At 45.6% G+C, this 22,199-nt stretch carries 29 protein-coding genes; 21 read left to right on the top strand and 8 right to left on the bottom strand.

All coding sequences use genetic code 11. The features are described 5' to 3' along the window. From Pas1_RS08720 to gpmA, 3 genes are read right to left on the bottom strand one after another with little or no spacing between them, the layout of a single operon-like run. Window positions 1-753: a HesA/MoeB/ThiF family protein gene (locus Pas1_RS08720; RefSeq protein ID WP_112295035.1), complete on the bottom strand. Its 753-nt coding sequence runs from the start codon at window positions 751-753 to the stop codon at window positions 1-3. A gap of 27 nt (window positions 754-780) precedes the next feature. Continuing rightward, entirely contained in the window at window positions 781-2,220 is a 1,440-nt protein-coding gene (locus Pas1_RS08715) for a S41 family peptidase (RefSeq protein WP_112295207.1), read from the bottom strand. Window positions 2,221-2,231: 11 nt separating this feature from the next. Further along, complete coding sequence (gene gpmA, locus Pas1_RS08710) at window positions 2,232-2,921, bottom strand: 2,3-diphosphoglycerate-dependent phosphoglycerate mutase (protein WP_112205503.1); 690 nt, start codon at window positions 2,919-2,921, stop codon at window positions 2,232-2,234. A gap of 22 nt (window positions 2,922-2,943) precedes the next feature. On the opposite strand from gpmA, the gene Pas1_RS08705 reads away from it, so the two are divergent. The 4 genes from Pas1_RS08705 to Pas1_RS08690 are packed head-to-tail and all read left to right on the top strand — an operon-like array spanning window position 2,944 to window position 5,212. Further along, window positions 2,944-3,357, top strand: coding sequence for a rhodanese-like domain-containing protein (locus tag Pas1_RS08705; protein ID WP_112205501.1), 414 nt, complete (start codon window positions 2,944-2,946; stop codon window positions 3,355-3,357). 6 nt (window positions 3,358-3,363) lie between these two features. Then, window positions 3,364-3,618, top strand: a complete 255-nt coding sequence (gene grxC, locus Pas1_RS08700; RefSeq protein ID WP_112208590.1) for a glutaredoxin 3 — start codon at window positions 3,364-3,366, stop codon at window positions 3,616-3,618. Window positions 3,619-3,640: 22 nt separating this feature from the next. Further along, window positions 3,641-4,165: a protein-export chaperone SecB gene (gene secB / locus Pas1_RS08695; RefSeq protein WP_112295034.1), complete on the top strand. Its 525-nt coding sequence runs from the start codon at window positions 3,641-3,643 to the stop codon at window positions 4,163-4,165. A gap of 24 nt (window positions 4,166-4,189) precedes the next feature. Then, the gene (locus tag Pas1_RS08690) at window positions 4,190-5,212 is read left to right on the top strand and encodes an NAD(P)H-dependent glycerol-3-phosphate dehydrogenase (RefSeq protein ID WP_112295033.1); all 1,023 of its coding nucleotides are present in this window, start codon (window positions 4,190-4,192) and stop codon (window positions 5,210-5,212) included. Window positions 5,213-5,225: 13 nt separating this feature from the next. Here Pas1_RS08690 and trmL read toward each other — a convergent pair whose 3' ends face one another. Further along, window positions 5,226-5,696 (bottom strand): tRNA (uridine(34)/cytosine(34)/5-carboxymethylaminomethyluridine(34)-2'-O)-methyltransferase TrmL, encoded by a 471-nt coding sequence (trmL, locus tag Pas1_RS08685; RefSeq protein WP_112205493.1) that lies wholly within the window; start codon window positions 5,694-5,696, stop codon window positions 5,226-5,228. Next, window positions 5,689-5,976, bottom strand: a complete 288-nt coding sequence (locus Pas1_RS09795) for a ComF family protein (protein WP_204881656.1) — start codon at window positions 5,974-5,976, stop codon at window positions 5,689-5,691. The genes trmL and Pas1_RS09795 overlap by 8 nt, the downstream gene beginning before the upstream one ends. A 197-nt stretch (window positions 5,977-6,173) precedes the next feature. Here Pas1_RS09795 and Pas1_RS09790 point away from each other — a divergent pair, with 197 nt between their 5' ends. From Pas1_RS09790 to Pas1_RS08650, 8 genes are all read left to right on the top strand, one after another. Beyond that, on the top strand, window positions 6,174-6,335 hold the full coding sequence (locus Pas1_RS09790; protein ID WP_215307186.1) for a hypothetical protein: 162 nt from the start codon (window positions 6,174-6,176) through the stop codon (window positions 6,333-6,335). Window positions 6,336-6,497: 162 nt separating this feature from the next. Next, entirely contained in the window at window positions 6,498-7,253 is a 756-nt protein-coding gene (locus Pas1_RS08675; RefSeq protein WP_112295206.1) for a methyltransferase domain-containing protein, read from the top strand. 178 nt (window positions 7,254-7,431) lie between these two features. Continuing rightward, window positions 7,432-8,589, top strand: a complete 1,158-nt coding sequence (gene coxB, locus Pas1_RS08670; protein ID WP_112208586.1) for a cytochrome c oxidase subunit II — start codon at window positions 7,432-7,434, stop codon at window positions 8,587-8,589. 39 nt (window positions 8,590-8,628) lie between these two features. After that, window positions 8,629-10,257: a cytochrome c oxidase subunit I gene (gene ctaD, locus Pas1_RS08665; protein ID WP_112295031.1), complete on the top strand. Its 1,629-nt coding sequence runs from the start codon at window positions 8,629-8,631 to the stop codon at window positions 10,255-10,257. Further along, a complete protein-coding gene (locus Pas1_RS09785; RefSeq protein ID WP_215271904.1) occupies window positions 10,232-10,363 on the top strand; it encodes a cytochrome oxidase small assembly protein in 132 nt (43 codons plus the stop codon). The genes ctaD and Pas1_RS09785 overlap by 26 nt, the downstream gene beginning before the upstream one ends. A gap of 14 nt (window positions 10,364-10,377) precedes the next feature. Beyond that, window positions 10,378-10,971, top strand: a complete 594-nt coding sequence (locus Pas1_RS08660) for a cytochrome c oxidase assembly protein (RefSeq protein ID WP_112205485.1) — start codon at window positions 10,378-10,380, stop codon at window positions 10,969-10,971. Then, window positions 10,968-11,159 (top strand): DUF2970 domain-containing protein, encoded by a 192-nt coding sequence (locus Pas1_RS08655; protein ID WP_112205483.1) that lies wholly within the window; start codon window positions 10,968-10,970, stop codon window positions 11,157-11,159. The genes Pas1_RS08660 and Pas1_RS08655 overlap by 4 nt, the downstream gene beginning before the upstream one ends. Window positions 11,160-11,188: 29 nt before the next feature. After that, the gene (locus Pas1_RS08650; protein WP_112208585.1) at window positions 11,189-12,043 is read left to right on the top strand and encodes a cytochrome c oxidase subunit 3; all 855 of its coding nucleotides are present in this window, start codon (window positions 11,189-11,191) and stop codon (window positions 12,041-12,043) included. A gap of 56 nt (window positions 12,044-12,099) precedes the next feature. Here the strand turns inward: Pas1_RS08650 and Pas1_RS08645 are convergent, their stop codons facing one another. Further along, window positions 12,100-12,312 carry a twin transmembrane helix small protein gene (locus Pas1_RS08645; RefSeq protein ID WP_112205479.1) on the bottom strand — a complete coding sequence of 71 codons (213 nt, stop codon included), beginning with the start codon at window positions 12,310-12,312 and terminating at the stop codon, window positions 12,100-12,102. A 14-nt stretch (window positions 12,313-12,326) separates the two neighbouring features. Here Pas1_RS08645 and Pas1_RS08640 point away from each other — a divergent pair, with 14 nt between their 5' ends. The 5 genes from Pas1_RS08640 to Pas1_RS08620 are packed head-to-tail and all read left to right on the top strand — an operon-like array spanning window position 12,327 to window position 16,358. Further along, window positions 12,327-13,097 carry an SURF1 family protein gene (locus Pas1_RS08640; RefSeq protein WP_112295030.1) on the top strand — a complete coding sequence of 257 codons (771 nt, stop codon included), beginning with the start codon at window positions 12,327-12,329 and terminating at the stop codon, window positions 13,095-13,097. Further along, on the top strand, window positions 13,090-13,746 hold the full coding sequence (locus Pas1_RS08635) for a hypothetical protein (protein WP_112208583.1): 657 nt from the start codon (window positions 13,090-13,092) through the stop codon (window positions 13,744-13,746). Before Pas1_RS08640 ends, Pas1_RS08635 begins: the two co-directional genes overlap by 8 nt. After that, on the top strand, window positions 13,746-14,876 hold the full coding sequence (locus tag Pas1_RS08630; protein ID WP_112295029.1) for a COX15/CtaA family protein: 1,131 nt from the start codon (window positions 13,746-13,748) through the stop codon (window positions 14,874-14,876). The genes Pas1_RS08635 and Pas1_RS08630 overlap by 1 nt, the downstream gene beginning before the upstream one ends. Next, window positions 14,873-15,766 carry a heme o synthase gene (gene cyoE / locus Pas1_RS08625; protein WP_112295028.1) on the top strand — a complete coding sequence of 298 codons (894 nt, stop codon included), beginning with the start codon at window positions 14,873-14,875 and terminating at the stop codon, window positions 15,764-15,766. Before Pas1_RS08630 ends, cyoE begins: the two co-directional genes overlap by 4 nt. A gap of 1 nt (window position 15,767) precedes the next feature. After that, window positions 15,768-16,358, top strand: a complete 591-nt coding sequence (locus tag Pas1_RS08620; RefSeq protein ID WP_112237267.1) for an SCO family protein — start codon at window positions 15,768-15,770, stop codon at window positions 16,356-16,358. 10 nt (window positions 16,359-16,368) lie between these two features. Here the strand turns inward: Pas1_RS08620 and rpoH are convergent, their stop codons facing one another. Then, window positions 16,369-17,310 (bottom strand): RNA polymerase sigma factor RpoH, encoded by a 942-nt coding sequence (rpoH, locus tag Pas1_RS08615; protein WP_112295027.1) that lies wholly within the window; start codon window positions 17,308-17,310, stop codon window positions 16,369-16,371. A gap of 92 nt (window positions 17,311-17,402) precedes the next feature. Further along, window positions 17,403-18,293 (bottom strand): signal recognition particle-docking protein FtsY, encoded by an 891-nt coding sequence (ftsY, locus tag Pas1_RS08610; RefSeq protein ID WP_112295026.1) that lies wholly within the window; start codon window positions 18,291-18,293, stop codon window positions 17,403-17,405. A gap of 60 nt (window positions 18,294-18,353) precedes the next feature. On the opposite strand from ftsY, the gene Pas1_RS08605 reads away from it, so the two are divergent. The 4 genes from Pas1_RS08605 to coaD are packed head-to-tail and all read left to right on the top strand — an operon-like array spanning window position 18,354 to window position 22,193. Beyond that, window positions 18,354-19,724, top strand: coding sequence for a M16 family metallopeptidase (locus Pas1_RS08605; protein ID WP_112295025.1), 1,371 nt, complete (start codon window positions 18,354-18,356; stop codon window positions 19,722-19,724). Further along, window positions 19,721-21,058, top strand: coding sequence for a M16 family metallopeptidase (locus Pas1_RS08600; protein ID WP_112208577.1), 1,338 nt, complete (start codon window positions 19,721-19,723; stop codon window positions 21,056-21,058). Before Pas1_RS08605 ends, Pas1_RS08600 begins: the two co-directional genes overlap by 4 nt. 2 nt (window positions 21,059-21,060) lie before the next feature. Continuing rightward, entirely contained in the window at window positions 21,061-21,666 is a 606-nt protein-coding gene (rsmD, locus tag Pas1_RS08595) for a 16S rRNA (guanine(966)-N(2))-methyltransferase RsmD (protein WP_112205460.1), read from the top strand. A 35-nt stretch (window positions 21,667-21,701) separates the two neighbouring features. Next, a complete protein-coding gene (coaD, locus tag Pas1_RS08590) occupies window positions 21,702-22,193 on the top strand; it encodes a pantetheine-phosphate adenylyltransferase (RefSeq protein WP_112205458.1) in 492 nt (163 codons plus the stop codon). The last annotated feature ends 6 nt before the right edge of the window (window positions 22,194-22,199 follow it).

Genomic DNA, 22,199 nt, shown 5'->3' with positions numbered 1-22,199 from the left:
TCAGTGGCGCTTGCCACAAATCAAGCATTGGGGATTGCGTATTAATCGAATTTCATCGATTTGAGTAGTCAGCGCATTCCACATCAGCATCCTACCTAGCAATGAGTCGCCAAAGCCGATCAGGAGCTGTAAAGCTTGGGATGCTTGAATGCTCCCAATAATGCCCACCAAGGGGGAAAAGACCCCCATGCTTGCACAATTGGTTTCTTCAAATTGCTCTTCTGGAGAGAAGATACAAGCGTAACAAGGCGAGTTTGGGTTGCGAACATCAAAAACATTTACCTGGCCATCAAAGCGAATCGCTGCGCCTGAAATCAAGGGCAGTCGATGTTGGACACACGCTTCATTGATGAGTTGTCTCGTTAAGTAGTTATCAGTGCAATCTAAGACAATGTTCGCGCTCGGTAAAACTTGATTTAACAGTTCAGTGTTTGCACGTTCTTGGATAGCAATAATCTCAACCGAATTGTTAAGCTGCTCTAGAAAATGTTTTCCAGACAGCGCTTTATTTTGTCCAATAGTTTGATGGGAGTGCATCACTTGCCGCTGAAGATTAGTTAGATCGACTTGATCATCATCAATCAAGGTGAGCTTGCCAACGCCAGCTGCCGAAAGATAAGGCGCTGCGGCACTGCCAAGTCCGCCAGCACCAATAATTACTGCATGTGAAGTTAGTAGTTTCTCTTGGCCAGCAACGTCAATGGCTTCGAGCAATAGATGTCTTGAATAGCGTAAGAGCTGCTCATCATTCATTATGAGTCTCGAACCTTGCTTGCTAATCTATTCGAGCTTGGAAGCAGAGCGCTTGACAGGGCCGCCATTTAAATACGAAACGGCTTGCTCGAGCATAAAGTCATTGGGACTACCTAGTTCAACAGGCTTTTTAGCTTTTGCTTTGTCAGCTTCTTTTTCTTGATCAGTCTTCTTTGCATTTTTTTCTTCAATGCGCTGTAATTCTTCAAGGCGACGCTTCTCACGATCTGCTATCAGTTTTTCTTCAGAGGCTTGTTTATTGCGTAGGTGTTTCTCGCTATCAACCTCGCGAGTGATGAGGACATCGTCTGGATCACCATCTTTGTTTTGATCTACTGCAATATCAGGCTTAATACCAAATGCCTGAATTGATCTACCGTTCGGAGTGTAGTAGTAGGCAGTGGTGATTTTGAGAGCGCTGTCATTGGTGAGGGGGCGGACTGTTTGTACCGAGCCCTTACCAAAAGTTGTCTTGCCAATAATCGTTGCACGTTTGTAATCCTGCAAAGCACCAGCCACAATCTCAGAAGCTGAAGCAGAGTAGGCATTTACCAAAACCACCATGGGGAGTTTCTTAAAGATTTCTGGGACGCCAGCAAGTGGATCGCCAGGCTCGTTCAGGCGATACATCGCAGGAGTGGCATTAAATATTTGTTTAGAGTCTTGCGTTTGCCCTTTAGTCGACACAATCACCGCATCATTTGGCAAGAAGGCTGCAGCAACCCCAACCGCGCCCTGTAATAGGCCGCCACCATTATTGCGAAGATCCAAAATGATCCCTTTTAGCTTGGGATCTTGTGCTGCTAAGTCGGTAAGTTTCTTGGCAAGATCGGGAACAGTCCGCTCTTGAAAGCTGGTGATGCGAACCCAAGCAATGTCATTGTCCAAAATCTTGGCTTTGACCGATTGGACTTTAATTTCTGCGCGAGTAATCGTCACTGGAAAAGTACGCTCTTCACTCTTACGATAAATGGTTAAAGTAATCTTGGTGCCGGGTGTGCCGCGCATTGTGCGAACTGCTTTATCGAGAGACATGCCGCGAACAGGTTTGTCATCTAGGCGCGTAATCAGATCGCCAGCTTGAAGTCCAGCACGCTCTGCGGGGCTACCTTCAATAGGATTCATGACTTTAACTAAGCCATCCTCAGAGGTGATTTCAATTCCAAGGCCAGCAAACTTACCCGTAGTTTGCTCTTGCATTTCTTCAAAATCTTTTTTATCTAAAAATGTGGAATGAGGATCCAAGCTGCTAACCATGCCCTTTACTGCATCTGTCAGTAACTGTTTATCTTCAATTGGTTCAACGTATTCACGTTTGATTTGAGCAAAGACATTCGACAGTGTGCGTAATTCATCCAGTGGCAATGTCGTATTTTGTTGAGCTGTTGCCGACAATTGAATGGTGGCCGTTACTCCTGCAATTAAGCCAATCGCAATGAGGGCAAAGTTTTTAAAAAATTGGCGCATATTTTTCTTCATTAATCTAAATAGTAATGGCGGATAGGCTTGAGGTTGTCATCCAGCTCGTATATCAGGGGGATTCCATTAGGAACATTTACTTCCATAATGGCCTCGTCAGAAAGTTGATCTAAGTATTTGATGAGTGCCCGAATGCTATTGCCGTGTGCCACTAGGACAATGCGCTTGCCTGCTTTAAGGGCTGGCGCGATTGACTCGTTCCATAGGGGTAGCACTCGCTCTACATTGTCTTCAAGACATTCACCCAGCGGCACTTCAGAGGACTGCAGTTTTTCATAGCGTCGATCTTTTTGTGGATTGCGCTCATCATGCGCTTCTAAAAGAGGGGGACGAACGTTATACGATCTTCTCCAAATATGAACTTGCTCGTCACCATATTTCGATGCCGTCTCTGCTTTGTTTAAACCAGTCAAGGCGCCATAGTGACGCTCATTTAAACGCCAACTATGAACTACCGGAATCCACATGAGATCCATGGCATCTTGTACGCCCCATAGGGTTCTGATCGCACGTTTGAGAACAGAGGTGTAGGCAATATCAAATACATAGCCTGCTTTGAGGAGTTTTTCGCCAGCGGTATGCGCTTGTTTTGCCCCATTTGGGGTCAAATCTACGTCGGCCCAGCCGGTGAAGCGATTTTCAAGATTCCAAGCGGATTCGCCGTGACGAATAAGAACAAGTTGTTTCATAGAGCCATTCTATAATCTGGTGATGAACTTTTTCACTCAAATTGACAATTTAGCGCTAATTGCCTTACTGCTGGTTTCAGGCATCGCACTCTTCCTACCCACATTATCTACGCTTATTAGTGGAAAGGGCCTGTCTCCAACCGAGGCGACAATTTGGATCAATCGTCGTAAGGCCTATGTTTTCGACATACGCGCTGAAGATGCCTTTAAAGCAGGCCATTTGCCAGGAGCGAAATTTGCTCCGGCTACTGCCTTGGAGGCCGAGATCGGTAAGCTAAAGCTGGATCGTAAGCATCCTGTAGTCTTGATTTGTGAGAATGGCAATGATTCCCGTAAGGCGGTAGCCGCGGTTAAAACACTGGGATTTGCCGAGGTAGCTGCTTTGGACGGCGGCATCGTAGCTTGGAAGGCAGCCGCTTTGCCCTTGGTAAAGTAGAAAAATATGCCACAGGTAATGATGTATAGCACTCAAGTTTGCCCATACTGTGTGATGGCTGAAAAGCTTTTACAAAAAAAAGGCGTTAGTAATTTAGAGAAGGTCTTGATCGATAAGGACCCAGCCCAGCGCGAAATCATGATGACAAAAACAGGTCGCAGAACAGTTCCGCAAATCTATATTGGCGATACTCATGTCGGCGGATACGACGACCTCGTTGCATTAGATCGTGCTGGACAGTTAGATCTTCTTTTGGCGTAAATATTCAATAGAGAGAATTTTCATGAACGATAAAACGACTTCAACTCAAGACAGCTCGAATGACGACAAAGCACCAGGCTTTCGAATTCAGCGCGTTTATCTCAAAGATCTTTCTTTAGAGCAGCCTAATGCCCCTGAAATTTTATTGATTGCCAAAGAGCCACAGGTGCAAGTGGAGGCCGATGTTTCGGTAACACGTTTGTCTGAAGAGCTATTTGAAGTTTGTGTCATGGCTACCGTGACAGCGCGCATCGACAGCAAAGTGCTATTTTTGATTGAAGCCAATCAAGCTGGTATTTTTGAGTTCACCAATATCCCTCCAGAGCAGATTGATCCAATGTTAGGCATTGCTTGCCCAACCATTTTGTATCCTTATTTGCGTTCCAATATTGCGGACACTATTAGTCGTGCCGGATTCCAGCCAATTCATTTAAACGAAATGAATTTCCATGGAATGTATGAGCATCGCTTGATGCAGGCTCAAAAGGCTGGTGCGGACTCAGAGAATAGCTCCGCTGAAGAAAGCAAAATCATTCTTCCCAACTAAGCAGATTCCATAGGCCAACAGATCATGAAAGTGACGCTGCTTGGAGCTGGAGCATGGGGAACGGCAATGGCTGTTCAGGCTGCCCGATCTCTTGAGCATGACAGAGTCTGTTTATGGTCGCGCTCTTTAGAGCAGATTGAGCACATTCAGAAGCAGGGTGAGAACAGTACCTACTTACCAGGCTTCACACTCCCCAAGGGTCTTCGTCTTGAAGCCAGTTTCTCTGAGGCAATTCATCGACTGGACTCGCAGGATCTATTGGTGATTGCAACACCGATGGCTGGTTTAGCGCAGACACTGGCTCAAGTATTGCAAGTAGCAAAGCATTCTTTAAATATCGTTTGGCTCTGTAAAGGCTTGGAGCCCAGCTCAGCCCTTTTGCCCCATCAAGTAGTCGAGCGAGAAGATCGCTTACATAACAAAGGCATTAAACATGTCTATGGTGTTTTGTCTGGCCCAAGTTTTGCTAAAGAGGTAGCCAATGGAATGCCTTGCGCTTTAACAGTGGCAAGTCAATCAGACGAACTTTGTTCAATTGTGCAAACTGCTTTTCATCACGGCAATATGCGAATCTACGCAAGCGATGATTTGATTGGAGTCGAGTTAGGCGGTGCAATTAAAAATGTACTGGCTATCGTGGCAGGCATTAGTGATGGCTTAAATCTAGGCTTGAATGCGCGTGCAGCAGTTTTGACGCGGGGCTTAGCAGAAATGATGCGTTTAGTAAAAGCCGCTGGCGGGCGTTCTGAAACCTGCATGGGATTGACGGGTGTTGGCGATTTGATCTTGACGGCAACGGGTGATCTCTCACGGAACCGGCAAGTTGGCTTAGCGCTTGCCGCAGGTCAACCATTGCAAAAAATATTGGATGGACTTGGGCATGTGGCCGAAGGTGTTTTATGTGCTGCTGCAGTGAGTAATCTAGCGGCGCGCTTGGGGGTACAAATGCCTATTACCAACGCCATGACTGAGGTTTTATCTGGTCACGTTGGTGCGCAAGAGGCTTTGCAGAAATTAATGGGCCGCGACCCTACAACAGAAGCCTGATTCAGCTAATTTTTTAACTGCCACCTTGCAGGCCATTCTGTCGCCAGGCCTCATAGACAATTATTGCAACTGTATTCGAAAGATTGAGGCTGCGACTACTCTCCTGCATTGCCAAACGCATCCGGTTTTGAGTTGGAATGGAGTCCCTCACTTCGTCAGTAATGCCTTTGGTCTCAGAGCCAAAGACAAAGTAATCATTGGGCTGATATTGACCTGCATGAAATTTCCCTGAACCTTTGGTCGTTAAAGCAAAAACCCGATCCATATTAGGCTGTTCGGTCCTCAAAAAAGCTTGCCAGTTTTGATGTACTTTGACGCTGGCAAACTCGTGATAATCCAAGCCTGCTCTGCGAAGCTTTGCATCTTCCATCGGAAAACCCAGAGGTTCGATTAAATGAAGCGAGGTTCCAGTATTTGCGCACAAGCGGATGATGTTTCCAGTATTGGGCGGGATTTCTGGTTCGAATAAAACAATATTAAACATGCTGTAATCTTTTGATCTTGTATCTTGGGGTTCTCAGTAATACCCAATTCGTAATGCGTGAAGCTCCATTGTCCTTCAGAACGTAAGCAATTTCATTCAATGTTGCCTTACTTGTCATTACATCATCAAAAATCACGACATTACGCCCTTCAATCAGCCTCTGATAGCGAGGATTGACATAAAACATTCCTTTGATCATTTGTGTGCGAGAGCTGCTACCAATTCTTACAAGGTCCTGTGATGCGTGATGTCTTTGTAGTGCAAACGCTAGTTTTTGCATGGTGCTTGGTATTTGTATGCGACGTAAAATTTCCCAGCTTTGATTAAATCCTCTCTCGCATAATTTGGTTTGGCTCAGTGGTACAGGAAGCGCAAAGTCAATCTCAAGATAATTTAATCTAGAAGATAGAATGTCATTCCACACCCTCGCTAAACCATGCGCAACACTAATCCTTTTCGTATACTTCAAATCATGTAGTGCTTTCTGTAAACAGCTGTCGTAGGAAGCAAGACAGTAACTTTCATCAAAGTATGGAGGCTCTGCTCGACATTCATCACAGCACCCTGCCTGCAGTTCGTCTGCAGTTAAGCAAATCCCGCATTGTCTACAACACTCATAATTCCAAAGCGCCTCGTTAGACAGCTTTTTCAAGCAAGCTAGGCAAACCAGATCATCCTGAAAAGACTCGCAAATAATGCAGGCGCTAGGCAATAGTTTTGCTAATGAAAACATGGGCCGCTGAGTATACTGAGCAAATGACCCGACCCTTAAGATGGCTTCAATCCGAAATTGCAAATCGGATGATACAAAAGCTAGAGATCGTTAAGTTAGATGTAAACGAGATGCTAGTGATTCCGGATTTTCCGGGCAAGCATGCCGCTCTTTTGAGCAAACGATTCCCAGGCGTGAAAATGAATAGCGCCTCAGAGTCGACTATGAGCGCATGGGCTTTGCGATGCTTTCAGCTATCACGAAAATTACGCGCAGTAGTGCATGGCGGCAGGGAGTTTTCCTTAGACAGTTATCGCCAGACTGGACGCATCGAACTTCCAAATGATTCAGTAGATTTAGTGTTCAGTGACTTGTTGCTTCAAGACCTTCCTGACCCTAAACATTTTTTACAGGAATGTTGGCGCATCCTTCGAGAAGGAGGGCTTCTCACTTTTGCCTATTTAGGCCCAGATACCGGTAAAGAGTTTATTGGCGTTCCAGAGTTGGAAGGCAGTCTGAAAAAATTAGCGAGCCCATGGGATATGCACGATATGGGCGATGCAGTTCTGTCGGAGGGTTTTTCGGAGCCGGTCATGGACATGGAATATCTCTATTTGGAATACGAATCGGATGCCCTTTTGATCGCAGATTCAATTGCTTTGCAATTAATGAATGAAGACACTCGTATAGAAGGGGTTGTTCAACATTTGCCATCAAAAATGACCCTTGAAGTGGTCTACGGGCATGCCTGGGCAATTGGTAAACATCTCACCAGAGCCAAGGATCAGCTCGCCTATATCGATCCAGGACAAATTCAGCGCAAGACAAGACATGATTCTAATTAAATGTAAGTACTTACTATCATTACAACCCATTAAGAATGCTTTTGTACTCCAAAGGATCAAAATGTCAAAGCGGATTATTCGCCCTATAATTGCGGCTGGATGTATTGGCTAGATACCGCTTTTTGAGCATCCCAAGCGAGATTGTTCAATTTGCTCGGGACAATAAACAGAGAATAAGATGAATTTATTTGGAAAAGTCACTAAGGCTTCGCTAACACTTTTAGCAAGTTTGGGCATAACGCTAGCAAACGCTACTGAAAACATGCCAGGCGGCCCAGCCGTAAATCAAATCAATTTTGCTGCACCAGCAACAAAAATCATGGAACAAATTCATGGTTTGCACATCATGATGCTGATCATTTGTGCGGTGATATTTATCGGCGTATTCGGGGTGATGTTTTATGCCATTCTTAAGCACCGTAAATCACTTGGCCACAAATCAGCTTCCTTCCATGAGAGTACTACTGTTGAAATCATCTGGACTGTTGTCCCGCTGTTAATTGTGATTGGTATGGCTTTGCCTGCAACCAAAACAGTAGTAGCGATGAAAGACACCACCAATTCAGATATCACTATTAAGGTAACTGGCTATCAATGGAAATGGGGCTACGACTACATTAAAGGTGAGGGTGAAGGTATCAACTTCCTATCCACACTATCTACTTCACGCGAAGCAATTAACAATCTCGCTCCAAAATCAAATACCTATTTGATGGAAGTCGACAATGAGATGGTGGTACCGGTTGGTAAAAAGATTCGTCTGATTACGACTGCAAACGACGTTATCCATTCTTGGACCATTCCTGCATTCGGTGTGAAACAAGATGCGATCCCTGGATTTGTGCGAGATACCTGGTTCCGTGCCGACCGGATCGGCACCTTCCGCGGTCAGTGTTCCGAGTTGTGTGGTGCTGAACATGCATTCATGCCGATCGTAGTCAAGGTAGTTTCTCCAGAGGATTACTCAGCGTGGGTTGCTGATAAGCAAAAAGCAATGACTGCTGGTGGCGAAGATCCTGCAAAGGTTTATACCTTGGAAGAGCAAAAAGCCCGCGGTGAAAAAGTCTACGCAGCTAATTGCGCAGCGTGTCATCAGCCCAACGGTAAAGGCGCTGGCGCCTTCCCCGCTCTCGATGGAGACAAAGTTGTTAATGGACCCAAAGCAGCTCAGTTCTACATCCTGCTCAATGGTAAGAATGCGATGCCGAAGTGGGGCGGTGTTTTATCAGATGCTGATATTGCTGCTGTGATTACCTACACTAGAAATGCATGGGGTAACCACACTGGTGAAGTAATCCAGACTCAAGAAATTATTACGGCACACAGTGGCAAGTAATTTATTTACTAATACAGAAAAGACGAAACCGGAGTAAACATGAATACAGTTACTAGCTCTCTAGATCACGCACATGATCATGCGCATGATGATCACACGCCGCATGGCTGGCGTCGTTGGTTGTTCGCTACTAACCATAAAGATATCGGTACGATGTACCTGATTTTCTCTTTCGTCAGCTTGTTGGCTGGCGGAACCATGGCTATGGGTATTCGTTTGGAATTATTCCAGCCAGGTCTGCAATTCTTCCGTCCTGAGTTCTTCAATCAGTTAACTACGATGCACGGATTGGTGATGGTGTTCGGCGCCATCATGCCTGCCTTTGTGGGCTTTGCTAACTGGATGGTGCCTTTGCAAATTGGCGCCTCTGATATGGCCTTCGCGCGGATGAATAACTTTAGTTTCTGGATTCTGCCAGTAGCCGCTACTTTGTTATTGAGCTCCTTTTTAGCGCCTGGTGGTGCTCCTGCTGGTGGTTGGACTATCTATGCTCCTTTGACTTCACAAATGGGTCCTGGTATGGATATGGCGATTTTTGCGCTCCACTTGTTGGGCGCGTCTTCCATCATGGGCTCGATCAACATCATCGTTACGATTCTGAATATGCGCGCTCCTGGCATGACTTTGATGAAGATGCCAATGTTCTGCTGGACTTGGTTGATTACCGCATATTTGTTGATTGCTGTGATGCCTGTGTTGGCCGGCGCAATTACGATGGTGTTAACCGATCGTCACTTCGGTACTTCATTTTTCTCCGCAGTAGGTGGTGGTGATCCTGTTATGTTCCAGCATATTTTCTGGTTCTTTGGTCATCCAGAGGTTTACATCATGATTCTTCCAGCATTCGGAATCATTAGTGAAATCGTTCCCGCTTTCTCCAGAAAAACCTTGTTTGGCTATAGCTCGATGGTTTATGCAACTTCATCGATCGCGATTTTGTCCTTCATCGTTTGGGCACACCACATGTTTGCAACAGGTATGCCAGTCACTGGTCAGCTCTTCTTCATGTATGCCACGATGTTGATCGCTGTTCCAACTGGCGTAAAAATTTTCAACTGGGTTGCAACGATGTGGAAAGGTTCCATGACCTTTGAAACTCCGATGTTGTGGGCAGTTGGCTTTATTTTCGTCTTTACCATGGGCGGCTTTACAGGTCTGATCCTCGCTATGGCGCCAATTGATATTGGTTTACAAGATACCTATTACGTAGTCGCCCACTTCCACTATGTGTTGGTAGCAGGTTCCTTATTTGCAATGTTTGCTGGCTTCTACTACTGGTGTCCAAAGTGGACCGGCATGATGGCTAACGAAACTCGTGGCAAGATTCATTTCTGGTCTTCTATGATCTTCTTTAATATCACCTTCTTCCCAATGCATTTCTTGGGTTTAGCGGGCATGCCACGTCGTTACGCTGACTATCCAACCCAATTTGCTGATTTCAACTTGATCGCTTCTATTGGCGCGCTTGGATTTGGTTTGTCTCAGGTTTACTTCTTATTCTTTGTAGCATTGCCTGCTTATCGTGGCGAAGGCCAAAAAGCGCCAATGAGACCATGGGATGGAGCTAAGGGTTTGGAGTGGACAGTGCCTTCACCAGCACCTCATCATACTTTTGAGACCCCACCAAACGCTGAACAGATTCATGAAGCCGGAACTTACACGTCCTGAAAAACAAACCTCAGCCGCCAATAACAGGCGTTTGGGGTTTGTACTTTTAAGCATTGCAATTGTTTTCTTCATTGGCATTCTGCTTAAGCATAGCCTCTTGAATTAAGTTTCGATCGATTAATGTCCCTATCTCAAAACCTCAACCGTCAAATTCTGCTGAAGCTCTTAATTGCTTCTGTATTGATGTTTGGTTTTGGATATGCCTTAGTGCCTTTGTATAAGGCTTTGTGCCAGGTGACGGGCATTAACGTAGTGACTAGCAAAAATGATTATGGCGTTAGAGCCTATAGCCCCAATAAAGTGGGCAATACTCAGATAGATTATTCCCGCAAGGTCACAGTAGAGTTTGACTCTAATAGTCGTGGTCCATTTAACTTTCATCCAGCGAAAAACTTTTTGGAAGTTCATCCTGGCGAAATGACTGAAATTGTGTATGAGGTCTCCAATAAATTAGACCGACCAGTTCAAGCGCAAGCAATACCCAGTTATGCGCCTAAAAGCGCCACCGAGTTTTTTACGAAGCTAGAGTGTTTCTGTTTTCAGCAGCAGACTTTAGCGGCCTATGAAACACGAAAAATGCCGGTTGTCTTTGTAATTGATGCTGGTTTGCCAGATGATGTTAAGACGATTACTTTGTCCTATACCTTCTTTGAGGTTGGAGTACCTCCTGCAGCGCCTGGAGCGACAACACCGAAATCAAAGGCGCTGATATGAAAAAGAGCAGTTTTTTGAAGTCCATGAAAGCGGTCTTGTGGGCTTTTTTAGGAGTTCGCAAAAAAGCGGGTCTTCAAGACGATGTTGCTTCACTCAGTTTTGTTCACATTATCATTGCAGGTGTATTTGGTGCTTTAGTATTTATGGCTATCCTCCTGTTAATTGTGAGAGCAGTGGTATCCCATTAATAATTTTTTGATTGAATAGAGAGAATCAGATGTCATCCAATTCAACCCCTTATTACTATGTCCCCCCCTTGTCTAGGCATCCAGTCATGGCTGCGATCGGCTTGATTGCGTTTGGTTTTGGCATGGTCGGCTGGGTCAATCACACATCATGGGGTGGATCCATGGCGATTGCTGGCGTTATCTGGGTACTCTATGTTCTCTATCACTGGTTTGGGGATACGATTGCAGAGTCCAACGCGGGTAAAAATGGCGTTAACGTAGACGTCTCTTATCGTTGGTCAATGGCATGGTTCATCTTTTCTGAAATCATGTTCTTTGCCGCTTTCTTTTCTGCACTGTTCTACGCTAGAAACATCGCAATGCCTTGGATGGGTGATGTAGAAAGTAAATTGATTTGGCCAAATTTCTCTGCAGTCTGGCCTAATGATGGTCCTGCTGGTTTGGTTGCTCCTTTTGAAACCATGGGTCCATGGCCGATTCCTACGATCAACACTTTGTTGTTGTTGAGCTCTGGTGTCACAATCACGTTTGCTCACCATGCCTTAGTCAAGAATCACATGAAGCAAGCCATCATTGGTTTGGCTGCCACAGTTGCACTCGGCTTTGTCTTCTTATGCTTTCAAGCATTCGAGTACTACCATGCTTATCATGAGCTCAACCTCAAATTGACCTCAGGTATTTATGGCTCAACCTTTTTCATGTTGACGGGCTTTCATGGTTTCCACGTATTCTTGGGCGGCACGATGCTGGCAATCGTATTACGTCGCTTGATTCGTGGTGACTTTACCGCCGAGCACCATTTTGCGTTTGAAGGTGCCGCTTGGTATTGGCACTTCGTTGACGTCGTATGGCTCGGTTTATATATCTGCGTCTACTGGATGTAATTTCAATAACAATCGGGGCTTAAGAGCCCCGATTTGTTTTGCTGAAGTATTTTTGCTTAGTTTGTGCCGACTCGGATCCCGGTGGGCTGAATGAGACCAAAGTAATACGCAAGCAAAATTCCTAAAAATAGAACTAGCGATAGACCGATGCGGAACATTAAGGAATACACCATTTTTGGGCCAGAGCCTTTGCCCTTCATCATGTAATACAGGGCTGAGCCCAAGCTTCCAACGATCATTAGCAGTACGATGGGAATAATCCACTTCATTTCTACATCCTCAATTGAATATTTTTTCTAGTCTCGTTACCAAACGCATAGTTGCTACTTTAGCAGCCCTAATCACGATCATCATTTGCAGCAGCGCTGGTTTTTGGCAGTTACGCAGAGCCCATGAAAAGATTATGCTCGCTGCCAATTTAGTTACAAAGCAACAAATGCCCATTCTGAATGCAAATGCTCAGAACTGGACTTTGGAAGAGGTCAATCAGCGCCGTATGCGGGCGCAGGGGGCTTTTCTTTCTGAAGAGGTAGTTTGGTTAGATAACCGCCCGCGGCCCGTTAACAAAGACGGCGAAGCAGCTCCAGCAGGCTTTTATGTGATGATGCCGCTCAGATTGGAGAGTGGTCAGATTCTTTGGGTAAACCGAGGTTGGGCTCCCCGCAATGGCTTAGACAGGGTCGCACTGCCAGCCATCAATACGCCCAAAGGTGTTGTATCGATTGAGGGGACTGTTTTTGCCACTCCTGGCAAAGTCTATGAGTTTGGTAATAGCAATCAAGGGCCTGGCAGTAAGCCCCGTATTCAACAAAATCTGGCTCTTGAGCAAGAGGCTAAGAACCACGGCTGGACCCAAAGCCCTTATATATTGCGTGAGGTGCAAACTGGTCAGGCTGATGGCTTGGTTCGAGAATGGGCCCCACTGACAACAGGGGTAGATCGCCATTATGCTTATGCCTTTCAGTGGTTTGCTTTAGCTGCTTGTGCATTTTTGTTTTGGTTAGTTACAGGCCTTAGGCAATATCGAAAGTTATCTGGGAGTATTAGTGAGTAAAGAAGAGTTATTGATTCCTTCAGCACAGTCAGAGGGTGCTGCAATTGATGCACGGACCCGTCGCGGGCGCTTACAGATGTTGTTCTTATTGCTTGCCTGTGCCGCACCAGTGATTGCATCGTATTTGGCGTATTACGTTATTAAGCCTGAAGGTGGCAAAACAAACTTTGGTACTTTAGTGCAGCCAGTACAAGATACTAATCCCGCTTGGTTTGATGTACCGTTGAGTGGGAAGTGGACCTTGTTAATCGCTCGTCCTGCCGCCGAGTGCACAACGCAAAATCCATCCTGCGTTGAGGGCCTATATTTAATGCGACAGTTGCGAGTTGGCGTAGGTCGAGAAGGGGGTCGAGTGCAATTGCTATGGGTAAATACAGATGGCAAATCAATTGATCCTGAGATTGCGAAAGCCTACGATCACGAGGTAGCCGGCTTTAGTGTGGTGAATTTACCAGCCGATCCGAAGTTGCGAGCTCAGTTTAATGATTGGCTCAATGCCCAGGGCGCAGGTCAAGCAATTCAGTTGATTGATCCTAGTGCTCAAAAGATGATGTACTTTCCAGTTAGTAACTCACCAAAAGAATTTAGCAGTATGAAAAAAGATCTAGAGAAGTTACTGCGACTCAATCACAAGGGCGAGAGACTGTAATGCCCAATTTGGCTTTGTTCGCTGAACTTGCAGTCATTGCCCTCATTTTTGCTGGCATTCCTTTGGCTTATCTTTGGAGAAGACCTGGCTATTCTTTTTTTCAAAAACTCAATTGGTTCTTAGTCTTTATGACTTTTGATTTAATTGTTTTTGGTGCCTTCACTCGTTTGAGTGATTCTGGTTTAGGCTGTCCCGACTGGCCAGGGTGCTACGGAAACTCTAATCCCTGGCATGCAATCGGAGATATTCAATTGGCCGAGAACGCCATGCCATCAGGGCCGGTTACTCTGCTCAAAGCCTGGATTGAAATGATTCATCGTTATCTGGCAATGACAGTTGGCACTTTAATTATTGTGCAAGTGATCATAGCTTGGACTAAAGTCAAATCTTTGGGCAAGGAGCCGTTAATTGCTAGCTTAGGATTGTTGGCGCTAGTTTGTATTCAGGGGGCTTTTGGGGCTTGGACTGTAACTTTGAAACTCCAGCCGATCATTGTCAGTACGCATTTAATACTGGCCTTGTGTCTGCTTGCCTGCCTCACGCTTTATGCACAACAAACCTGGTCAATTCCATCTTCAGTGATTGTGTCTTTGAGACAAAAGCCACTCTCAGCATGGCTTGTGAGTCTGGCCCTAGTAGTTTTAGGAATCCAAATCTTTTTGGGCGCGTGGGTGAGTACCAATTACGCAGTACTAGCCTGCCCAGATTTTCCGAGTTGCAACGGAGCATGGTGGCCTGATACCAACTGGCATGAAGGCTTCACACTCTGGAGAGAGTTAGGCAAGAATGCAGCAGGAGATTACATTACTCCTAACGCACTACAAACCATTCATTGGGCGCACCGTCTATTTGCTATTGCAGCGTTTCTTACTCTAGTTACTCTGGGCCTCAGTGCGCGCAGCGTTAGTCGGACAGCACAACCCGATCTGTATCGGCTAGGCGGCTTACTCATTGGTCTTTTACTACTGCAGCTGCTAACAGGGATATCGAATGTGGTCTTTCAGTGGCCTTTATTAGCAGCTCTACTCCATACCGCTGGAGCAGCTGCACTCGTTTATTGTCTCGTCAGAATGAGTAACTGGGCTTCATGGAAAACGGCAATTCAGATTAAGATGCCAAAGCGATTATGAATACTCCACAGTCCAATACTGTCGTGCACTTACCTCGTTGGCGCCAATTTTGGGTACTAACAAAACCACGCGTGACGCAGTTAGCTGTCTTTTGTGCTGTGATTGGAATGTTCTTGGCTACACCTGGTATGGTACCGACCTCAATTTTGATTGGTGGTGTGGTGGGTATCTGGTTACTGGCCGGCGCTGCATTTGCGATGAATTGCTTGATTGAGCAAGCAGTTGATGCCAAGATGAAACGGACTGCTTGGCGCCCATCCGCTACTGGAGAAATTTCTCCCTTTCACATTACAATTTTTTCTATTGTGCTGGGCTCAATCGGGATGTTTATTTTGTGGAACTTCACGAACCCACTAACTATGTGGCTCACTGTGGCCACCTTTGTAGGCTATGCGGTGATCTATACCTGGTTACTCAAGCCAGCTACGCCACAGAACATCGTCATTGGCGGCCTCTCTGGTGCAATGCCACCTGCTTTGGGATGGGCTGCAGTGACCAATTCAGTGCCAGCGGAGGCATGGTTGTTGGTGTTGATTATCTTCGTTTGGACGCCGCCACACTTTTGGGCCTTGGCTCTGTACCGTCGCGACGACTATGTCCAATCAGGATTGCCGATGCTCCCAGTCACACATGGTGAGCGCTTTACATTACTCAATATCCTGTTGTATACCTTGATATTGATTGCAGCCACTCTATTACCTTATATCTATGGGATGAGTGGCTTGGTATATTTAATCTCAGCATTAGTCTTAGGGTTTATTTTCTTGGCTTATGTAGTTGCTTTATTTATTTCTTATAGCGATACCTTAGCGAAGAAAACCTTCCGTTTTTCGATTACTTATTTATCGCTCTTGTTCGCTGCCTTATTAATTGATCATTACTTTATTTAAGATGAAGCGCTTCTCTATCTCCACCCTCGTAATGGCCTTGATGACTCTGGCACTCTTAGCATGTAGTCCTAAGCCTGAGTTTAAGAATATTGACATTACGGGTGCTAGTGGCTTCGGCGGTGATTTTAGTTTGCTCGATGTAGATGGAAAAACCAGAACTCTTACTGATTTCAAAGGCAAAGTCGTCGTGATGTTCTTTGGCTACACCCAATGCCCTGATGTTTGTCCAACTACCTTAACTGAAATGCAGCAAGCCATGACGCTGCTTGGCCCTCAAGCTGATAAGGTGCAGGTATTGTTCGTGACAGTTGATCCAGCGCGCGATACGGCAGCGATCTTAAAACAGTATGTGCCTTCGTTTGATCCCCGCTTTATGGGGCTCCGCCCTGCCGATGAAGCTGCTCTTGAAAAAGTCACGAGAGATTTTAAGATTTACTACAAGAAGGTGCCCGGCTTATCCCCAGGGTCTTACACTATCGATCACACTGCTGGAAGTTATGTCTTTGATCCAGAGGGGCACTTGCGTCTCTACATTAAACATGCGCAAGGCCCCGAGACCTTAGCGCATGATTTGAAAGAACTGCTGAAGTAAGCGGTCGGGTTTAAGCGGCTTGTGCTTGAAGTAGGGCACGCATCTTTTTGAGAGCAGACGTTTCAATCTGTCTCACGCGCTCAGCAGAAATTCCATACTCTGCCGCAAGGTCATGTAGCGTTTTAGTACCATGGCCATCAGCATCCATTGCCAACCAACGAGATTGCACAATATTCCGACTACGCTCATCTAAGGACATCAACGCTTGATCTAATTGCGGACCCTGAAGATGATCAGCATCCACCGCAGCCAGCATGGCGGTGGGTTCTTGGTTTGAATCGGACAGCCACTGAATAGGCGCATAAGCAGCGTCTTCATCGCTATCATCGCCCTCAAGGGTGATATCACCACCGGCGAGTCGCATTTCCATTTCCCTAACATCTTCACCACGTACATCTAGTGCTTTTGCTAGAGCGTCAACTTCACTCGGTCTGAGCGTCGCTAGTGTCGGTTTATTGCTGCGCAAGTTAAAGAACAATTTGCGTTGCGCTTTAGTTGTTGCTACTTTAACTAAGCGCCAATTCTTGAGAATGTACTCATGAATCTCAGCTTTAATCCAATGAATTGCATAAGACACTAAACGTGCACCTTGGCTAGGGTCGTAGCGTTTGACCGCTTTCATGAGACCCACATTACCTTCTTGGATGAGGTCAGCATGTGGAATGCCATAGCCTAAGTATTGGCGAGCAACCGATACAACTAAGCGTAAATGTGAGAGCACCAAGGTTCTCGCTGCATCTACATTTTCAGTACGACGAAACTCTTGTGCAAGATGCAATTCTTCCGCAGCGCTTAACATCGGCACGCGATTAACGTAGGCAATGTAAGCATCTAAAGTGCCAACACCAAGGGAAGGCATCGTAGGAAAGGCCATGGCGCCCCCAGACTGTGATGCCGGCAATACGGCAGACGCAGCGCGAGCAACTGGCTTAAAGGCTTTCTTTTCAACCATTTTGATTTAATTAATTAACTATCTGATTAGGTCTATTTTAGCACTCTTGTCAAGTGAGTGCTAATGTATTTTTAGGCGTGTAAGATACTGATTTAATTAAATAATTCGGCGCAATATTCAGAAGCATTGAAGGGGATTAGATCCCCGATTCCTTCGCCTTTGCCAAGCGCTAAAACTGCAGGTTTGGGGCCGTCTTGAAAGGTGTTGGCAAGAGCGCAAATAACCCCGCCTTTGGCAGTCCCATCGAGTTTGGTAACGATCAGACCAGTGAGTCCCAGCGCTTCGTGGAAGGCCTTTACTTGGTTTAAACCATTCTGGCCCGTATTGCCATCCAAAATCAATAGCGTGTGGTGAGGCGCCCCTGGAAGGACCTTGGCGATGACGCGTTGGACCTTTTTCAGTTCTTCCATCAAATGGTCTTGTGTGGCCAGTCTGCCTGCAGTGTCAATAATCAATATGTCCGTCTTACGAGAAATCGCAGCATGAATAGCATCGTGTGCCACGGCTGCAGCATCGCCACTTTCTTGGGCAATCACATCGACTTGATTGCGTTGCCCCCACTCTAAGAGTTGATTACGTGCGGCGGCACGGAAAGTGTCTCCAGCAGCCAGAAGAATGGACTTTCTTTGTGACTGGAATTGTTTGCAGAGCTTACCAATTGTGGTGGTCTTGCCAGCGCCATTGACACCAACAATGAGCCAGATTTCTGGATGATGACTACTTTGATGTTCAAAGATGGGATTTGGGTGAGCCTCTAATGCTTGTAATAGCCTTGTGAGCTCTTGAATCAATAATGCTTGTAGGGTTTCTGAGTCTTGTACTTTTTCTGATTTAGCAGCTTGACGTAAGCTAGCCATTAATTGCATGCACGTCGGCATACCTACATCACTCTGAATCAGGGAGTCTTCGAGAGTATCAAACCAGGCCTCATCAATCCGGCTTGATTTGAAAAGCGATCCGAGGGTTTTACGTAGGCCAAGCATTATCGATACAATCCAAAACTTGCATCTTATCAATTTAATCTGAGAACAAGGCAAACCCAGATGCGGTACTCTCTTCAACTTCTTTTCTTTGGATTCTGGCTCATCAGCCAACTGGCCTGGGGCGCTTCTGCCCAGTCGACGGAGGACACTCATGAGTATTTGCTGAGCAACGGCCTAAAGTTAATTATTAAAGAAGACCATCGGGCGCCCACCGTAGCGCATATGGTTTGGTACAGAGCAGGTTCTATCGATGAATTTAATGGCAGAACAGGAGTTGCTCACGTCTTGGAGCACATGATGTTTAAGGGTACGGATAAGGTCAAGCCCGGAGAATTTTCTCGTCTCGTTGCTGCAGAAGGGGGTCGTGAAAACGCTTTTACCTCCCGTGACTACACCGCTTTTTTCCAACAGGTTGAAAAATCTAAATTGAGTAAGGTAATGCAACTTGAGGCCGACCGTATGGTCAATTTGAATTTCGATGACGCTGATTTTGCAAAAGAGATTCAGGTGGTGATGGAAGAGCGTCGTTTACGGACGGAAGACAATCCAGACAGCTTATTAAATGAATCTTTAATGGCGACTGCATTCATGAGTTCACCTTATCGTCACCCCATCATAGGTTGGATGAATGACTTAGTGAATATGAAAGCAAGTGATGCACGCCAGTGGTATCAAAATTGGTATGCACCCAATAATGCGACTGTTATTGTTACCGGCGATATCGATCCCGATAAAACTTATCAGCTTGTTGAAAAATATTATGGTGGTATTCGGGCACATGAATTACCAGTTCGTAAGCCACAGCTTGAGCCTGAACAAAAAGGAGTTAAGCAAGTTCATGTCAAAGCTCCGGCCGATAGTGCGCAATTAGTTATGGCGTGGAAGGTTCCGCGCTTACAGCCTGACAACATCAACAATGATGAGCCATACGCCTTAGAGTTATTGGCAGCGGTGCTAGATGGTTATGACAATGCTCGATTGAATCGCACTTTAGTAAAGCAAGCACGTTTGGCAGACAACGTAGATGCTCAATACGACATGATTTCTCGTGGACCTGCTTTGTTTATAGTTGGCGTTGATTTAGCAAAAGGGAAAACCATTGCTCAAGCTGAGGCAGGTATCCGTAAGGTGCTAGCAGAAGTTACGGATAAAGGGGTATTAGATTCAGAGTTAAAGAGAATTCAAACTCGCTTGCTAGCGAATCAAGTCTATAAAAGAGATTCTATCTTTGGCCAGGCTATGGAAATTGGTGGCTTCGAGATGGCAGGATTTTCTTGGAAAGATTTAGATACTGTGCAAGATCGTATGCAACAAATTACGTCAGCTCAAGTGCAAGCTGTAGCTAAGAAATACCTCATTGACTCTACGCTAACCATCGCCATTCTGGATCCCCAGGCCCGTCAATCAGCAAAAGTGGGGGTACAGAAATGAAATATTATTGCCAGTCTCTCGTCTTGGGTGCTGTGATGAGCATCGGTCTGCTTACTAGTGTGCAGGCAGCATTACCGATTCAGCAGTTAGATTCTTATAAAGGCGCTAAAGCCTATTTAGTTCAAACACAATCTTTACCAATGCTCGATATTGAAATCAGTATCGACGCAGGGACTCGTTACGATCCCGCTTCAAAGACTGGCTTGGCGATTATGACGGCCGAATTATTGGATAACGGCATACGATCTGCTGGTCGTAACCTAACAGAAGCTCAGATTGCTGATGAAATCGCTGATCTTGGTGCAGATATCAGTGTGGGGGTGACAGGTGAACGGGCCTTGATTCGAATTCGCTGTTTAAGCAGACCTGATATTCGGGATCGTGCAATACAACTGGCTAGACTGATCTTAAGTTCTCCAACTTACGATTCTGTAATAGTCAATCGCGAGAAACAACGCATTAGTGCAGGTTTACTTGAAGCAGAGACAAAGCCTGATTTTGTTTTAGATCGACGCTTTAGAAAAGCCGTATACGGTGATTACCCCTTGGGAAATGCTGTGACAGTCAAAAGTATCGCTGGCTTGAGCGCATCTGACTTGAAGCAATTTCACCAGCAGTTTTATCGAAGCGATCGTGTGATTGTCAGCATGGTTGGGGATGTGAATAAAAGCGAAGCTCAAGAGATTATGCAAACCCTAGTCAAGGATTTGCCGCAGACAGGATCTTCAATACCGCCGCTCCCAGAATTGGCTCGCTCACCTGTACAGAATCTATCTGAGCGTGAAATTACCATTCCGTTTGATTCTCAGCAAGCACATATTGCGATGGGTATGACTGCTATTTCTCGAAATAATCCAGACTATTTTCCCTTAATCGTGGGGAACTATGCTTTGGGTGGAGGCGGATTTGTTTCCCGCCTAATGAACGAAGTTCGTGAGAAGCGAGGCCTTGCTTATAGTGTTTTTAGTTATTTCGCACCTGGTCAAGAGACCGGTATTTTTCAAGCGGGCCTACAAACCAAAAATGATCAGGCCACTATGGCTCTCGATGTCATGACGGAAACGATTTCTCAATTTATTGCAAAAGGACCCACTCAATCTGAGCTCGATGCAGCTAAAGCGAATTTGATTAATGGATTTCCTCTGCGAATCGATAACAATCGCAAATTACTCGATAACGTCTCATCGATTGCTTGGAATGGCTTACCCCTCAATACTTTAGATACTTGGACAGAGCAGGTGAATGCTGTAACAAGAGAGCAGGTTGAAAGTGCTTTCCAAAAATATCTCGCAATGGACCGCATGAAAATTGTGGTGTTGGGGGCCAAGCAATAAACATGTCTAGGCAACAAACTGAACTCCCAAAAAAGGTTCGTATTATCGGCGGAGTTTGGCGTAGTCGTTTGCTCGATGTGATTGACTTGCCTGATCTCAGGCCAACAACGGATCGTATTCGAGAAACACTTTTTAACTGGCTGGGACAAGATCTTGCAAGATTGCGTTGTCTCGATCTGTTTGCAGGAACAGGTGTTCTAGGATTTGAGGCGGCTTCTCGGGGTGCGGGAAGCGTTCAGCTTGTAGAGAAAAATAAAAAAGCGTATTTGGGTTTAACTCATAACTTTGCTGCCCTCCAATCTTCACCGGTAACTGGAGTAGTTCAGATCGCCCAGCAAGATGGCCTTGAGTTTTTAAAACGCCAATCTGCGAAGTCCTTTGATCTCATCTTTATCGATCCCCCTTTTCAGGATCAGGCTTTATTGAATCAGGCTCTGAGCGAGTCCTCTCGGGTCTGCGATCCATCGTCCGGGGGCTGTATTTATGTAGAATTTCCCTCAAGCCGATCTCTTGATGAAATCAAAAGCCTACTACCGGCTTGGGATTGTGGAAAGTACTTAGAGGCTGGACAGGTAAAAGCCTGTCTATTTGTGGGCAGAAGCGACTAAACTCACTATAGATTCATTAAGCCTTAGGAGAGTAAATGACTGTCGCTGTATATCCAGGAACCTTCGACCCCTTCACTCGTGGTCATGAAGATTTGGTAAGACGTGCCTCAAGTATTTTTTCAGAAGTGATTGTGGGCGTTGCTGATAGTCGAAGCAAGCATCCCTTTTTCACCTTAGATGAGCGTATTGAGATCGCCAAAGAGGTGCTAGGCCATTACACCAATGTCAAAATTGTTGGCTTTACCGGTTTATTAAAAGACTTTGCGCGCGAACATCATGCTCGCGTAATCGTGCGTGGTCTTCGGGCTGTCTCTGACTTTGAATATGAATTTCAGATGGCCGGTATGAATCGCTATTTACTCCCTGATGTGGAAACTCTGTTCTTAACCCCCTCAGATCAATACCAATTTATTTCAGGCACTTTTGTTAGAGAGATTGCCCTGATGGGTGGTGATGTGAGTAAGTTCGTTTTTCCTTCAGTAGAAAAATGGCTGACCCAAAAAACTGCAGCTAATAAATTGAAATAAGCAGAG

This window comes from Polynucleobacter paneuropaeus (assembly GCF_003261235.1).
In the GTDB taxonomy this organism is placed as follows: domain Bacteria; phylum Pseudomonadota; class Gammaproteobacteria; order Burkholderiales; family Burkholderiaceae; genus Polynucleobacter; species Polynucleobacter paneuropaeus.
Note: the sequence above shows the minus strand (reverse complement) of the source record. Positions and strands in the feature narration are given on the sequence as shown.

What these genes read in the sequence shown, in the direction of transcription:
- Pas1_RS08720 (WP_112295035.1), bottom strand. Translation starts at nt 753, where the DNA reads ATGAATGATGAGCAGCTCTTACGCTATTCAAGACATCTATTGCTCGAA.
- Pas1_RS08715 (WP_112295207.1), bottom strand. Translation starts at nt 2,220, where the DNA reads ATGCGCCAATTTTTTAAAAACTTTGCCCTCATTGCGATTGGCTTAATT.
- gpmA (WP_112205503.1), bottom strand. Translation starts at nt 2,921, where the DNA reads ATGAAACAACTTGTTCTTATTCGTCACGGCGAATCCGCTTGGAATCTT.
- Pas1_RS08705 (WP_112205501.1), top strand. Translation starts at nt 2,944, where the DNA reads ATGAACTTTTTCACTCAAATTGACAATTTAGCGCTAATTGCCTTACTG.
- grxC (WP_112208590.1), top strand. Translation starts at nt 3,364, where the DNA reads ATGCCACAGGTAATGATGTATAGCACTCAAGTTTGCCCATACTGTGTG.
- secB (WP_112295034.1), top strand. Translation starts at nt 3,641, where the DNA reads ATGAACGATAAAACGACTTCAACTCAAGACAGCTCGAATGACGACAAA.
- Pas1_RS08690 (WP_112295033.1), top strand. Translation starts at nt 4,190, where the DNA reads ATGAAAGTGACGCTGCTTGGAGCTGGAGCATGGGGAACGGCAATGGCT.
- trmL (WP_112205493.1), bottom strand. Translation starts at nt 5,696, where the DNA reads ATGTTTAATATTGTTTTATTCGAACCAGAAATCCCGCCCAATACTGGA.
- Pas1_RS09795 (WP_204881656.1), bottom strand. Translation starts at nt 5,976, where the DNA reads ATGCAAAAACTAGCGTTTGCACTACAAAGACATCACGCATCACAGGAC.
- Pas1_RS08675 (WP_112295206.1), top strand. Translation starts at nt 6,498, where the DNA reads ATGATACAAAAGCTAGAGATCGTTAAGTTAGATGTAAACGAGATGCTA.
- coxB (WP_112208586.1), top strand. Translation starts at nt 7,432, where the DNA reads ATGAATTTATTTGGAAAAGTCACTAAGGCTTCGCTAACACTTTTAGCA.
- ctaD (WP_112295031.1), top strand. Translation starts at nt 8,629, where the DNA reads ATGAATACAGTTACTAGCTCTCTAGATCACGCACATGATCATGCGCAT.
- Pas1_RS09785 (WP_215271904.1), top strand. Translation starts at nt 10,232, where the DNA reads ATGAAGCCGGAACTTACACGTCCTGAAAAACAAACCTCAGCCGCCAAT.
- Pas1_RS08660 (WP_112205485.1), top strand. Translation starts at nt 10,378, where the DNA reads ATGTCCCTATCTCAAAACCTCAACCGTCAAATTCTGCTGAAGCTCTTA.
- Pas1_RS08655 (WP_112205483.1), top strand. Translation starts at nt 10,968, where the DNA reads ATGAAAAAGAGCAGTTTTTTGAAGTCCATGAAAGCGGTCTTGTGGGCT.
- Pas1_RS08650 (WP_112208585.1), top strand. Translation starts at nt 11,189, where the DNA reads ATGTCATCCAATTCAACCCCTTATTACTATGTCCCCCCCTTGTCTAGG.
- Pas1_RS08645 (WP_112205479.1), bottom strand. Translation starts at nt 12,312, where the DNA reads ATGAAGTGGATTATTCCCATCGTACTGCTAATGATCGTTGGAAGCTTG.
- Pas1_RS08630 (WP_112295029.1), top strand. Translation starts at nt 13,746, where the DNA reads ATGCCCAATTTGGCTTTGTTCGCTGAACTTGCAGTCATTGCCCTCATT.
- cyoE (WP_112295028.1), top strand. Translation starts at nt 14,873, where the DNA reads ATGAATACTCCACAGTCCAATACTGTCGTGCACTTACCTCGTTGGCGC.
- Pas1_RS08620 (WP_112237267.1), top strand. Translation starts at nt 15,768, where the DNA reads ATGAAGCGCTTCTCTATCTCCACCCTCGTAATGGCCTTGATGACTCTG.
- rpoH (WP_112295027.1), bottom strand. Translation starts at nt 17,310, where the DNA reads ATGGTTGAAAAGAAAGCCTTTAAGCCAGTTGCTCGCGCTGCGTCTGCC.
- ftsY (WP_112295026.1), bottom strand. Translation starts at nt 18,293, where the DNA reads ATGCTTGGCCTACGTAAAACCCTCGGATCGCTTTTCAAATCAAGCCGG.
- Pas1_RS08605 (WP_112295025.1), top strand. Translation starts at nt 18,354, where the DNA reads ATGCGGTACTCTCTTCAACTTCTTTTCTTTGGATTCTGGCTCATCAGC.
- Pas1_RS08600 (WP_112208577.1), top strand. Translation starts at nt 19,721, where the DNA reads ATGAAATATTATTGCCAGTCTCTCGTCTTGGGTGCTGTGATGAGCATC.
- rsmD (WP_112205460.1), top strand. Translation starts at nt 21,061, where the DNA reads ATGTCTAGGCAACAAACTGAACTCCCAAAAAAGGTTCGTATTATCGGC.
- coaD (WP_112205458.1), top strand. Translation starts at nt 21,702, where the DNA reads ATGACTGTCGCTGTATATCCAGGAACCTTCGACCCCTTCACTCGTGGT.